At 71.7% G+C, this 13,082-nt stretch carries 10 protein-coding genes and 1 pseudogene; 2 read left to right on the top strand and 9 right to left on the bottom strand.

Going from position 1 to position 13,082, the window contains the following annotated elements:
* The 5 genes from Afe05nite_RS41790 to Afe05nite_RS41770 all read right to left on the bottom strand — a co-directional run.
* Positions 1 to 317 (bottom strand): SPFH domain-containing protein (locus tag Afe05nite_RS41790; RefSeq protein ID WP_275407553.1); only part of this gene is annotated, 317 nt, incomplete at its 3' end.
* A gap of 39 nt (positions 318 to 356) precedes the next feature.
* The gene (locus Afe05nite_RS41785; protein ID WP_203822904.1) at positions 357 to 809 is read right to left on the bottom strand and encodes an NfeD family protein; all 453 of its coding nucleotides are present in this window, start codon (positions 807 to 809) and stop codon (positions 357 to 359) included.
* A 628-nt stretch (positions 810 to 1,437) separates the two neighbouring features.
* Positions 1,438 to 1,971 carry a peptide deformylase gene (gene def, locus Afe05nite_RS41780; RefSeq protein WP_203822903.1) on the bottom strand — a complete coding sequence of 178 codons (534 nt, stop codon included), beginning with the start codon at positions 1,969 to 1,971 and terminating at the stop codon, positions 1,438 to 1,440.
* Between the two features lie 111 nt (positions 1,972 to 2,082).
* On the bottom strand, positions 2,083 to 3,207 hold the full coding sequence (chvE, locus tag Afe05nite_RS41775) for a multiple monosaccharide ABC transporter substrate-binding protein (protein WP_203822902.1): 1,125 nt from the start codon (positions 3,205 to 3,207) through the stop codon (positions 2,083 to 2,085).
* Between the two features lie 53 nt (positions 3,208 to 3,260).
* The gene (locus Afe05nite_RS41770) at positions 3,261 to 6,077 is read right to left on the bottom strand and encodes a M36 family metallopeptidase (protein WP_203822901.1); all 2,817 of its coding nucleotides are present in this window, start codon (positions 6,075 to 6,077) and stop codon (positions 3,261 to 3,263) included.
* Positions 6,078 to 6,254: 177 nt separating this feature from the next.
* Between Afe05nite_RS41770 and Afe05nite_RS41765 the strand changes: the two genes are divergently transcribed.
* Both Afe05nite_RS41765 and Afe05nite_RS41760 read left to right on the top strand, forming a co-directional pair.
* Positions 6,255 to 8,984, top strand: a complete 2,730-nt coding sequence (locus Afe05nite_RS41765) for an nSTAND1 domain-containing NTPase (protein WP_203822900.1) — start codon at positions 6,255 to 6,257, stop codon at positions 8,982 to 8,984.
* A 74-nt stretch (positions 8,985 to 9,058) separates the two neighbouring features.
* Positions 9,059 to 9,898 (top strand): ATP-grasp domain-containing protein, encoded by an 840-nt coding sequence (locus tag Afe05nite_RS41760; RefSeq protein ID WP_203822899.1) that lies wholly within the window; start codon positions 9,059 to 9,061, stop codon positions 9,896 to 9,898.
* A gap of 179 nt (positions 9,899 to 10,077) precedes the next feature.
* On the opposite strand, the pseudogene Afe05nite_RS45035 reads toward Afe05nite_RS41760, so the two are convergent.
* The 4 genes and pseudogenes from Afe05nite_RS45035 to Afe05nite_RS41745 form a co-directional block, all read right to left on the bottom strand.
* A pseudogene (locus Afe05nite_RS45035) lies at positions 10,078 to 10,356 on the bottom strand (FtsX-like permease family protein); the annotation flags it as partial.
* Positions 10,357 to 10,442: 86 nt separating this feature from the next.
* Positions 10,443 to 10,658 (bottom strand): hypothetical protein, encoded by a 216-nt coding sequence (locus tag Afe05nite_RS41755; protein WP_203822898.1) that lies wholly within the window; start codon positions 10,656 to 10,658, stop codon positions 10,443 to 10,445.
* Between the two features lie 475 nt (positions 10,659 to 11,133).
* Positions 11,134 to 11,817: a response regulator gene (locus tag Afe05nite_RS41750; RefSeq protein WP_203822897.1), complete on the bottom strand. Its 684-nt coding sequence runs from the start codon at positions 11,815 to 11,817 to the stop codon at positions 11,134 to 11,136.
* A complete protein-coding gene (locus tag Afe05nite_RS41745; RefSeq protein ID WP_203822896.1) occupies positions 11,814 to 12,992 on the bottom strand; it encodes a sensor histidine kinase in 1,179 nt (392 codons plus the stop codon). The genes Afe05nite_RS41750 and Afe05nite_RS41745 overlap by 4 nt, the downstream gene beginning before the upstream one ends.
* Positions 12,993 to 13,082 lie beyond the last annotated feature (90 nt).

Here is a 13,082-nt window from a genome sequence, read left to right as displayed (position 1 = left end):
CTGATCTCGTAGGTCGCCCGCATCGGGTCGACGACGCGGAAGTAGAGCACCGTGTCGATCGAGACGACCAGGTTGTCGGACGTGATCACCGGCTGCGGCGGGAACGAGACGACCTGCTCGCGCATGTCGACCTTGCTGCGCACCGCGTCGACGAACGGGATGAGCAGGTTGAGCCCCGGATTGAGGGTCACCCGATAACGGCCCAGCCGCTCGACGACGTCCATTCGTTGCTGCGGAACAATACGGATCGATTTGACGAGCGTGACGACGGCGAACACGACCAGAACCACAAGTACGATACCGATGACAGCGTCCATGCGCGTCAACCACCTTTTATTCCCTATTCGAGAAACGAATTACAACTGATCGGTCATGCCCGGCACATCCGCACGCCAGACCACCACGGCGCCGTCATTGACGTCGACGATTCGGACCCGCTCGCCCGGGGCGTAATTGCTCGAACCCTCGAGGCCGCGGGCCTGCCACAGCTCGCCGTCGATGCGCACCATGCCGTGCTCGGCATCCACCTGCTCGACCACGACGGCCGAGCTGGCCAGCATGTTTCCGGTGCTCATCCGGACCGGGCCGGGCTGGTCGAGCCGGCGGCGCAGCGACGGGCGGACGGCCACGATGGTCAGCGCCGACACCCCGACGAACACCCCGGCCTGCAGCGGCACCGGAGCACCGAGGGCGGCCGCGGCCGCGGCGGCCACCGCACCGGCCGAGAACATGATGAGAAAGAGCGTGGTCGTGAAGATCTCCGCGACCGCGAAGACGACGCCGAGAATCACCCACAAGAGCACGTCCATAATCCGATAGTGACACGGTGTCGCAAATTCGACCACTAAACTTTTTCACCCGCCACCGAGGAAATGAAAATCCGATGTCGTCATGCGATCGTCACAATTTTGTGCAGTGTCCGACGTGATTTTCTGCCCGCAGCGGTCGGCACGTTGCCGGTCGACTTCCCGCCCCGGCAGAGCGTGTACGGCTGGTTCAGGCAGTGGATAGCCCATGGGGTCATCGAACGGGCGTGACCCGCAAGTTGGCGAGGAAATGCTCCGCTCGGCCGGCATCAATCAGATGCTGCGCCGGCTCACCCCGTGGTGGACCAGCCCGCCGCCGGCAACGACGACAGCCCGCACGACACCCCTCTAAAACACCCGCTGAGCGCCGGGTTCGGCGTCCGGTCCGACCCGGGCCCGCGCCGGCGCGCCGCGCGCCCGGGACGCGTCCAGGCACGACGGCGCTGCCGCTCGGCGCGGACCGTCAAGATGCCGCCGGCGCACCGGGAAGGACCCCCGGACGGCGACCGTCGCCTACGTGTCGCGAACCGCCGGTACGCGGGACGCCCTGCCGGAGTTGTACGCGATTCCCCGGGCCACCACCCACAGCCGGTGCACCGACATGCGGGTGCGGCTCTGCAGGGGAGTCTGATCAGTGCGGGCTGATCTTGATCCGGTCGTGGGACCAGGCCGCCTCGCGAACGGTGTCGAGGATCCGCCTGATGCCCTCGGTGTCCTGCCGGTCGACGAACAGCACCCCGTCGAGGTGGTCGGTCTCGTGCTGGATGCAGCGGGCCAGCAGCCCCTCCCCGACGATCTGCACCGGGTCGCCGTGCTTGGTCAGGCCCTTGGCGACCACGTTCATCCGCCGTTTGGTGTCCAGATAGATGCCCGGGATCGACAGGCAGCCCTCGGGGCCGCTCTGCTCCTGCTCGTCGGGGAACTCGAGGCCCGGGTTGACGAGGTGGTCGAGCTTGCGGTCGTTGCCCGGCAGGTTCGGATTGAGGGCGAAGAGCCGCAGCCCGACGCCGATCTGCGGGGCGGCGAGACCGGCGCCGCCCGAGGCCGCCAGGGTCTCGGTCAGGTCGTCGACGAGCGCGGCCAGTTCGGCGTCGAAGACGGTCACCGGTTCCGCGGTCCGGCGAAGCACCGGATCCCCGATCTTGCGGATCGACTGCACGGTCATTCGTTACCTCCGGGGTAGATCTTAGGGGTCCGCCGGGACACGTGCGCACGGCGCCGCACCACCGTGGCGGTGGCGGTGCGGCGCCGTGCGGGTGGGCGGCTCACCGGGGCGTCAGCGCAGCTGGGCCCTGGTGTAGAAGCCGCTGTCGAGGAGCACCTTGGCGTAGTTGCCCTTGTTGACGATGCTCGTGTTGAGCAGCATCGACGGCACGACCTTCACGCCGTTGTCGTAATCCTTGTCGTTGTTGGTGGCCGGCTTCTGGCCCCGCAGGATCGCGTCGGCCATCTGCGCGCTGGTCTTGGCGAGGTCGCGGTAGTCCTTGAAGATCGTCGAGTACTGCTCGCCGGCGATTATCGACTTCACCGACGCGGTCTCCGAGTCCTGGCCGGTGACCACCGGATAGGCGCGGCCACCGGTGCCGTACCCGTTGCTGCGGAGCGCGGAGAGGATGCCGATGGACAGGCCGTCGTAGGGTGAGAGCACCCCGTCGACCTTCAGCCCGGAACGATAGGTGGAGGTCAGCAGGTTCTCCATCCGGTCCTGGGCGGTCCGGGCCTGCCATCGCAGGATCGCGATGCTGCGGAAGTCGAGCTGCTTGCTCGGCACTTTGAGCACGCCCCTGTCGAGGTACGGCTTGAGCACCGACATCGCGCCGTTGTAGAAGAAGGTGGCGTTGTTGTCGTCCGGGGAGCCGGCGAACAGCTCAACGTTGAACGGTCCTTTCGCGGTCCCCGGCGTTCCGTCGGCGTTCACCAGGTTGAGCCCGGTCAGCAGGGAGTTGGCCTGCTGGATGCCGACCTTGTAGTTGTCGAAGGTGGCGTAGTAGTCGACGTTCGGGCTGTTGCGGATGAGCCGGTCGTACGCGATGACCGGGATCTTGTTGTCCGCCGCGTTCTGCAGCTGGGTGGTCATCGCCTTGCCGTCGATGGCGGCGATGATCAGCAGCTTGGCGCCCCGGGTGATCTGGTTGTCGATCTGATTCACCTGGGTCGGGATGTCGTCCTCGCCGTACTGCAGGTCGACCTTGTAGCCCAGCGCCTCGAGCTCTCGCTTGACGTTCTCGCCGTCGCCGATCCAGCGTTGCGAGGAGCGGGTGGGCATGGTGACGCCGATCAGCGCGCCGGCGGTGCCGGACGGGTTCTGCTTGTCCGTCGTCTTCTCGCTGGAACCGCAGGCCGCCGAGGTGAGGGCCAGGGTGGCGGCCGCAACCGCCGCGACGACGCGGGGATATCGCATGGCATGTCTCCTTGCTGTCTCACTGGTGGCGAAGGCCCGCGACACCGGACGGCTCAGTGCGAGCTGCCGTAGACACCGATCTCGACCGTGTCCACGTAGTAGCAACCGGAATAGAAATCGGGACAGGTGGCGCCCTCCTCGGCGATCTGGGTGCCGAGCATCGTGTAGCGCAGGTAGCGGACCGCGGCGGTGCTGCCTGTGGCGAGCGGGACCTCGTTCATCCGGTCCCGGTTCCCGGTCCCGAAGTGGCCCGCCGAGGCGACCGTCCAGGTCTGGCCGTCGGCCGAGGTCTCGACGCGGTAGTCGCCGGTGGCGGCACTCTGGTCGTCACCGCAGTTGCCGGACGGGTTGATCGCGATCGACGTCACGTCGACGGCGGCGGGCAGCTGGACGACCAGATGGCGGGGGTCGATCCGGCCGTCGGCGCCGTAGGTGGCGTCGGTGCTCCAGCCGGTCCGCTGCGAGGCATCCACCGCGGCCGCCGGGCCGCAGCCGATCATCGAGTAGTCGTCACCGTTGACGTCGGTCACCCGGCTGCCGCCGCCGGTCGCCGCCCAGTCCCGGCGCAACGTCCAGTCCGCATGGTTGACCCCGGTACGGACGCGGATGTCCCGCATGTCCGTCTCGTAGCCGGGCAGCGTCGCGGTGACCTCGGGATAGGTGCCACCGGGCCGGACGCCGGTGATCGTGTAACGGCCGTTCGCGTCGGTGGTGGCCTGGTAGGAGTCGGCGAAGCCGGAGCTGTGGCCGGCGAAGCCGACCGTGGCACCGGCCACCGGGCGGCCGGAGTCGACATCGGTGACCACCCCGGTCAGCGACGTCCGCGACCCGTCCCGCAGCGGCGGCATCGAGAAGTCCTCGATCGGCGTGACGTCGTCGCCGCCCAGGTCGGCGGCGAACCAGCCCATCCCCCGGCCGGCGAACACCTTCCAGATCCGGGCCTGGTCGCGCCCGTCCCGGGTGACCTTGTCGGCCATCAGGATCGAGTTGCGCATGTCGAGGAAGGACGGGTTCGCCGGGGACAGCTCCATGGCCCGGGTGATCAGGGATTCGGCGAGCTTCGTGCCGAGCGCGGTGCGCATGTCCCAGAGGGTCTCGCTCCAGATCTCGCCGTCGGCGTGCGGCTCCGCGAAGCCGAGGATCTTGCCGTAGTCGCCGTACGTGTAGCCGCCGGAGCCGGCCCCCGCGGTGCCGGGACAGGCGGCCGCGCTCGCCCCGACCGGGCAGTCCAGGGGCTGGGTCCGGATCAGGTTCTGGTCGTTGCCGACGTACCGTCCGACAAGCACCTCGCCGGGCGCGGCGGTGTCTTTCTGGTAGCCCGAGGCGGCGAGGTGGTCGAAGGCGTACCAGTCGCTCCACGCCTCGCCCATCGAGTAGCCCTGCTGGCCGGTGAGCGTCGAGTTCCCGGAGGCGTCGACGACGAGCCGGTTCGACATGCCGTGGGTGTACTCGTGGTAGACGACGTCGGCCTCGTCACCGGAGTTGCCCGGGACGAACGGGTCGTCCGAGTCCGGGTAGTGGAACAGGTACATCTGCATGTGTCCGGGTACGCCGTCGGGCGTGGGCAGCATGTTCGCGTTGTCGATGTGGTCGCCGTCGGGCCGGCCGTCCGCGGTGTCGGCGCCGTCGAGCCCGTTCACCTCGATCGGGTCGCCGTCCGCGGTCTCGTAGTTGCCGGCCGACCGGGTGAACCCGATCGGCGCCTTCTCCAGGTGATCGTGGAAGCTGCTGACGTAGTAGAAGAGCTGCGCCCCGTTCTGCCGCGCGTTGTCCTTCCACGAGTACGCCGTCGCCGGGTCCCAGGAGCACTGCTTGTCGGCGGCGCAGGGCGGCCCGGCCTGAGCGGTGAAGTCCTTGAACGGGAAACGCCAGTCCCCCGGCGCGTTCGGCGCGACCTCCTCGCCGGGGTTGGCCTTGTCGTCGTCGTTGACGTCGAGGAACACGTGCGCCGAGTCACCGTTGAGGCTGGTCGCGCCGGGGGCGAGCCAGCCCGCGAGGGACCGGCGCTGCTGGGTGCCGCCGAGCGGGGCACCCGGGTAGTTCTGCCACACCGTGGCCTGCGGGGCGTTGTCGTTGAGCAGCAGGTCCTGCCGGTACAGCACACGGCCGGTGGCGGCGTCGATCACGTGCAGATAGCCCGGCCCGGTGCTGAGGGTCTGCCAGGCCAGCCGGGTTCCGCCGCTGGTGGCGAAGGCGACCAGCTTGGCCGGGTCGTCGGGCCGGACGGCAGCGGTCGACCCGGCGTCCTTGATCGCCGCGGAACGGGCCTGGTCGGCCGTCATCCGGGCGCTGCCGAGCGAGGCCGGCAGGGCCGCCACCGGCGAGCCAGTGACCTGGATGAGCCGGCCGTCCCCGGTGACGTCGGCGCGTACGCCGTTGCTGAAGACCGGCACGTCGCCGACCATCTGCTCGAAGCTCAGGTGGTGGGTGCCGTCGATGTCGACGTAGTCCTTGCGCAGGCGCAAGGCGGCGATCTCCGCCGCGCTCAGGCCGAACGCCGCCGGATGCGCCGCCAGATAGGCGACGACGATCTCCTTGGCCGGTTTGCGGCTCGCCGCGGTGAGGAAGCCGTCCAGCCGGGCGACACGGCGGGCGGTCCCGGTCTGCGGGTCCAGGTCCACCACGCCCTGCACGCCGAGCTCGTCGTGGAGCTTGACGACCCCGGCCGGCCGGGGCGCGGAGCGCAGCCGCAGGAGAGTACGCGCGTCCGGGGTACGGGCGTCGAAACCGGCTCGCCGGTGCTCGTGGTGGCGGTCCGAGGTGGCCGGACCGGGTCGGGGGGCGGCGGGCGCCGGGACGGGAACGGCGCCGATGCCCAGGGTCGCGGCGGCGGCCACCGCGACTGCCCTGCCTGCTCGTGCGGATCTCATCTGACTCCTTCATGCCGTCGGCGAGGCATCTACTGTGGAGTGGGTCGGTCCCGTGAACGCCGGGTGACACGGGACGTCCCGACGCTAAGCAGCCAGGGATTGTTCAGGTTCGGCTCCGGCCACTGAACAACAAACGCCGGACACTGCCCGGCGGTGCGGACGATTGATGGAGGTGACGTGCCCCGACAGGAACGTCCACTGGAGTCCGAGGACACGCCCCTCCTGCGGTTCGCCGGTGACCTGCGACGACTTCGCCGGCAAGCGGGCCGGGTCTCGTACCGGGAGTTGGGGAAACGGACGAACTACTCGGCCGCCGCGCTGTCCGACGCGTTGTCCGGCCGGCGTCTGCCCAGCCTCGCCATCACCGGCGCGGTCGTCCGCGCCTGCGGCGGCGACATCGACGAATGGACCGAGCGATGGCGCGGCCTGGCCGGCGCGGAGCCGGGAACCGGCAGTGCCGAGGCACCGTACGTGGGTCTGGCCGCCTACCGGACCGGCGACGCCGACCGGTTCTTCGGCCGTTCGGCGCTCGTCGGAACGCTCGAGACGCTCGTCGGCGAGCGCTCCTTCGTCGGCGTCTTCGGGTCCTCCGGGTCGGGCAAGTCCTCGCTGCTGCGGGCCGGGCTGATCGCCCGCAGCGAGCGCACCCCGATCCTGATCACCCCCGGCGCCGACCCGATCACCGAACTGGCGGTGGCGCTCGCCGATCTCGCCGACCAGCCCGTCGACCGGGTCCGCAGTGACCTGGCGGCCGGCCCGGAGGCGCTGCGCGGCTGGCTCGCCAAGGCCGCCGACGACGTGTTGCTGGTGGTCGACCAGTTCGAGGAGGCCTTCACGCTCTGCGCCGCGGCCGACCGGCTCTGGCTGGTCCGGGCGCTCACCGGCGGCGCCGGGCCGCGGGCCCGCGTCGTGATCAGTGTGCGCGCCGACTTCTACGGCCACTGCGCCCGCTTCCCGGAGCTGGTCACCGCGCTGCACCGGGCGCAGGTCCTGGTCGGGCCGATGTCGACGGAGGAACTGCGGTCGGCGATCACCGAACCGGCCGCCCGCGCCGGCGCGACGGTCGAGACCGCGCTGGTGGCCCGGCTCGTCTCCGATGTCGCCGGGCAGCCGGCCGCCCTGCCCCTGGTGTCGCACGCGCTCGCCGAGACCTGGCGCCGGCGCCGGGGAATGGCCCTCACCCTGGCCGGTTACGAGGACGTCGGCGGCATCGAGCACGCCCTGGCCCGGACCGCCGAACGAACCTTCGAGCAGCTCGCCGAGGACGACCGGGCGGCGGCCCGGCAGCTGTTCCTGCGGCTGGTGGTTCCCGGTGACGGCACCGAGGACACCAAACGGCGGGCCCGGCGAGCCGACCTGCCGGTGCCCGATTCGCTCCTCGACCAGCTGGCCGCCGCCCGGCTGATCACCATCGACCGGGACACCGTCGAGCTGACCCACGAGACCCTGCTGCGGGCCTGGCCACGGCTGGCCGGCTGGCTCGCCCGGCACCGGGACACCCTGCGGGTGCAGCATCGGCTCGCCGAGGCCTGCGCCATCTGGGAAGCACACGACCGCGACCCCGACACCCTCTACCGCGGGTCCCGCCTCGAGCAGGCGGCGCTGCTGCGCGGTCAGCTCAACCAGCGGGAACGCGAGTTCCTCGAGGCCGGTCTGGCCGCCGACGACGCCCGCACGCGGGCCGACCGGCGGGCCACCCGCCGGCTGCGCCGGCTGGCCGCGGCGCTGACCGCCCTGGCCGTCCTGCTCGCCGGCACCGCGTTCGCCGCCTCGGCCGCCCAGCGCAAAGCCACCCGGCAACGCAACGAGGCGCTCTCGTTGCGAGCGTCCGACACCGCCCGGGACATGATCGCCGGCCGGCCCCGCAACGCGGCCGCGCTGGCCCTGGCCGCCTACCGGCTCGCACCCACCGATCAGGCCCGCGACGTGCTGATTCTCGCGCACGCCGCGGGTGGCGCCAGCGTTCTCGGGCGTGGCTACACCGACCCACCCGGCCGGTACGCGGTCACCTATGCCGCCCGGGACGAGGAGGAACAGCTCTGGCAACGCGACGGTACGAGCTGGCGTGCGGCCGGGACGCTCCGCACCGCGGACAGCCATCTGTACCGGAGCAGCCTCGACGAGCACCGCGCGATCTACCGGGCCGGGCACACCCGATCCGCCCTGTGGGACCTGGCCGACCTCGACCACCCGCGCGAGATCGCGGTGCCGGCCGGCCTCGGCCTGCTGGACAGCATGGACCGCACCGGTTCCGTGCTGAGTGCGGTGGGAGCCGACAAGACCGCCAGAATCTGGCGTACGGGCGACCGGTCGGTGCACCGGCTGCCCGCGGCGGACGTCGTCGGGACGGCGGTGCTCGCCGACGGTTCGAGCGTCGTGCTCAGCCGCCGCGAGGGTGATCAGGACGCCATCGAGAGCTGGACCCCGGACGGCCACCTGATCGCGACCGTGGCGCGCGTCCCGCATCCGGCCGGGGTGCAGGCCGGCCCGGCCGGGTTGCTCGCCGTCACCTCGTACCTGGGCAACGTCACCACGACGATCTTCGACGTCGCCGATCCGCGGGCCCCGCGGGTGGTGGCCCGGGCCGACGGTCTGGACGAGATGGCCATGTCCGCCTTCGATCCGGCCGGCCGCACCGTTGCCGTGGTCGACGGTGCGCAGGCCCGGATCTGGGACGCCCGGGACGGCCGGACGGTGCTGTCCCTGCGTACCCAAGGATTGCGGTTGAATTCGCCCCGCCTCAGCGGCACCGAGTTGTCGCTGCTGGACGGCACGTCGGCACTGTGGCGCATCGACAGTGATCTGCCCGCGGTGATCCGGGAGATCTGCGCCGGGCCGCCGGTCGACGTCGATTGGGCCCGGCACTTCCCGGCGGTCCGGCCGAAACAGATGTGCCCCGGGCGATAGGCCCCGGCTCGGCCGCCCCGACTCACCCGCCCCGACTCACCCGCCCGGCCGGCTCGCGAGGACAATGTCGGTTCATGTTGTTGTTACTACCGGCCGACGTCGTGCGGCCACGCCGGGTCGACGAGCACTTCGCCGGCGAGCACGCGGCAGCACAACAGCTGGGCTGGCGGGTCGCGCTCGTCGAGCACGACGCCGTCGCCGGCGATCCGGTCGCCGCGACCGCCCGGGTGCCCGGCGACGAGGTTGCCGTCTACCGCGGCTGGATGCTGTCCGGCCCCGCCTACGCCGGCCTCGAGGCGGCGCTGGCCGCCCGCGGCACCCGCCTGCGCACCGATGCCGAGCAGTACCGGCGCGGCCACGAGCTGCCCGGCTGGTATGCCGCGCTCGCCGACCTCACCCCGGAGTCGGTGTGGACCAGCGGCACCGCCGAAGCCGACTTCCACATCGCCCGGCGCGCCCTCGGCGACGGACCGGCCGTGGTGCGCGACTACAGCAAGTCGATGAAGCACTACTGGCACGAGGCGACCTTCATCCCCGACCTCGGGGACGCCGCCAAGGCGTGGTCCGTCGCCCACCGGATGCTCGAGCTGCGCGGCGACGACCTGGCCGGCGGCTTCGTGCTGCGCCGCTACGAGGCGTTCAACGGTCCCGAGGTGCGCACGTGGTGGGTCGACGGCAGCTGCCGGCTCGTCACCGCGCACCCGGACACCCCGGATGCCCGGCCACCGGCCGGCCTCGACCTGACCGCGCTCGGCCGGGCCGTCGCCGCCACCGGCCTGCCGTTCGTCACCGTCGACCTGACGGGCCGCGACGACGGGGTCTGGCGCGTCGTGGAACTCGGCGACGGCCAGGTCTCCGACCGGCCCGGCAGCACCCCGCCGGCGGCCCTGATCGAGGCCCTGGCCACGCTCTGAGCCCGCCGCCGAACCGCTGTTCGGTGGCCAGGTCCGCGACGACCGGGCGGCGTACGGCGCGGGCGGCCGGGATCAGCGAGGTGGCCAGGGCGGCGACCGCGAGCAGGATCGCGAGCCGGTCCCACGGGATCACCAGGGGCAGGGCCGTGGCCGGCGATGGTGCGCAGGACGGCGAGCGCGATGACGACCCCGGCGCCCGCTCCCAGCACCGTGCCGCAGAGCGACATCACGAGCGCCTCGGTGGTCAGGGTGCCACGCAGCTGGCGGCGGGTCAGGCCGACGGCCCGCAGCAGGGCGTTCTCGCGCGAACGTTCCAGGACCGAGAGGGTCAGCGTGTCGGCGACGCCGATCAGGGCGATCAGCACGGCCAGGACGAGCAGGCCGGTCACCACGGTGAGGGACTTGGTGAACGGCTCGTTGAGTTTCGCCACGTAGTCGTCGTGGTCGTAGATCTTCATGGTGGGAAACGACCGGGCGACGCGGTCGAGGGCGGCCCTGATGTCGGCGGCGGAGGCACCGGCGGCCGGGTCGATCTGTACCTCGCTCAGGCCGTGTCCGGACCGGGTCCGGCGGGGAGGCCGTACCTGCGGTTGAGGAGCCGGTCGTATCCCGCGTACACATAGAAGTCGCCGTTGTCGTCGAAGGCGTTGTAGCGCGGGTAGACGGCGCCCACCCGGGGCTCACCACGCAGCGCGGTGACCAGGGCGGGCGGCAGGATCGAGAACTCGTTGCCGTCGGTGACCAGGAAGTGGGCGGCCACCTTGGCGTCCGCCTCCCGCTCGGCCGGGCCCCGCGGCGCTCGTGGCGACGATGGTCAGGGTGGACACCAGGGTCACGCCGGCTCGGGCCGGCGGCCGGCGGCCGGCGATCGCCGGCGGCAGGGTGATGTTCTCCGCCGCGCTCAGCACCGGCAGCAGGTTGAACTTCTGGAAGACGAACCCGACATGGTCGCGACGCAGCATGGTCAGCTGCTGGTCGGTGAGCGTGGTCAGGTCGGTGCCACCGATGCGCACCGCGCCGCTCGTCGGCTTGTCCAGACCGCCGCCTCACCACCGCCGTACACCTTGCTCAGTCCGACGGCTTCCAGAGCCAGCACGGTGGCCTCCCACGGGGTCGATGATCGATGACGATCACGACGCTAGGGGCGCGGGCGGCGGGCGGCGTCCCCGCGAAGGCTGGTCCTCGGCGTACGACCTGAGTCGTACCCGTCCGTCTCAGGTCTCAGGTCTCGGGTCTCAGGTCTCGGCGCCGGGGCGGACCAGGCCCGACTCGTACGCGAGAACCACCGCCTGCACCCGGTCCCGCAGCCCGAGCTTGCCGAGGATGCGGCCGACGTGGGTCTTGACCGTGGCCTCGGCCACCCGCAGCCGGCCACCGATCTCGGCGTTCGACAACCCCTGGGCCACCAGCAGCAGCACCTCGCGCTCCCGCTCGGTCAGCCCGGCCAGGCCGGCGGCCGCCGCGGCGGATCGATCGGCCGGGGCGGCACCGTTGACCAACCGGCCCGCGAACCGGTCGAGCAGCCGCCGCGTCACCCGGGGCGCCACCACCGCCTCGCCGCCCGCCACCACCCGGATCGCCGACAGCAGCTCCTCCGGCGGCACACTCTTGAGCAGGAACCCGCTCGCCCCGGCCTGCAGGGCGGCGAACGCCTCCTCGTCGGTGTCGAACGTGGTCAGCACCAGCACCCGCGGGGCCGGGCCGGCGGCGCAAATCCGCCTGGTCGCGGCCACCCCGTCGAGCACCGGCATCCGCAGGTCCATCACGACGACGTCGGCCTCGGTCGTACGCAACAAGCGAAGCGCCTCCTCGCCGTCGCCCGCCTCCCCGACCACAGTCATGTTCCGCTGGTAGTCCAGTACCATCCGGAAACCGGCGCGCACCAGCTGCTGGTCGTCGACCAGCAGCACCCGGATCACACCGCCGCCTTCGCCAGCAGCGGGATGAGCGCGCGGACCCGCCAACCGCCGCCCAGCCGGGGGCCCGCGTCGAACGCGCCGCCGTAGAGGCTGACCCGCTCACGCATCCCGACCAGGCCGTGCCCGCCCGGCACCACCCGCGGCACCCCGGCTCCCGTGTCCGTCACGTCCACCTCGATGCGGTCCGGGCCGTACGCCACCCGAACCGTCGCCGCCGTGGCCGGCCCCGCGTGCTTGAGCGTGTTGGTAAGTGACTCCTGCACGATCCGGTAGACCGCCAGGGCCATGCCGCCGGGCACGTCGGGCGGGCTGCCGTCGACGACCAGGTGCACCGCCAGCCCGGCGTCCCGGGCCCGGGCCACCACCGCGCCGACCCGGTCGAGCGCCACCGGATCGTGGTCGTCCGCCCCCTCGTCGCGCAGCATCTGGACCAGCTGCTTGATCTCGCCCAGTGCGTCCCGGCCGGTCGAGCCGATCGTGCGCAGGGCCTCGCGGGCCCGCCGCGGGTCGTGCTCGAACGCGTACTCGGCGCCGTTGGCCTGCAGGATCATCACCGACAGCGAATGCGCCACGATGTCGTGCAGCTCCCGCGCGATCCGCGCGCGCTCCTGCGCCACGGCCAGCCGGGTGACATGCTCCCGCTCCCGTTCCGCGGTCCGCACGCGCTCCTCGGCGACCTTCCGCTGCTGCCAGAACGTTCGCACGCTCAGCCCGGCCGCCCACACCACGGCCCCGTAGCCGGCCGACCCCAGCAGGACCGAGCCCACGCTGTCGAACGTCGGCGGCGCCCCCCATTCCAGCCAGGTGCGGCACGCCTGCAGCACGGTTGCCCAGAGCAGGGCCATCACCCCGACGATCGCCCCGGTGCGCAGCCGCTCGGCGTGCACGACCACGGAGTACATCGCGACGGCGAGGGCGACCAGCAGCATCCCCTCGTGCAGCGCGGAGCCGCCGACGCTGATCGGCACGAATGCCGCGGTCAACGCCGCGACCAGCGCGAAGACCACCACCGGCCGCCGGCGCCGGCCCAGCAGCGCCAGGCCGGTCAGGCCGCCGAAGAGCAGGCCGCCCAGCCGGAACTGGTGCCACCACCACACCGCCAGCCCGGCCACCGAACCGGAGACCAGCAGGTCGACCAGGAACGCCGGACGGTTGCGGGGCGACGGGAGCGACATGCCCGCGAGACTAACCGGCGCCCTCGACAACGCCGGCACGGTTACCCGGGCCGGCAGCGGGTAGAGAGGGGCGGTAGGCACAACGACGTG

The sequence above is a fragment of the Paractinoplanes ferrugineus genome (genome assembly GCF_016862195.1).
Classification (GTDB): domain Bacteria; phylum Actinomycetota; class Actinomycetes; order Mycobacteriales; family Micromonosporaceae; genus Actinoplanes; species Actinoplanes ferrugineus.
The sequence above is the reverse complement of the archived record's forward strand: the minus strand, read 5'-3'. Positions and strand labels throughout refer to the sequence as shown.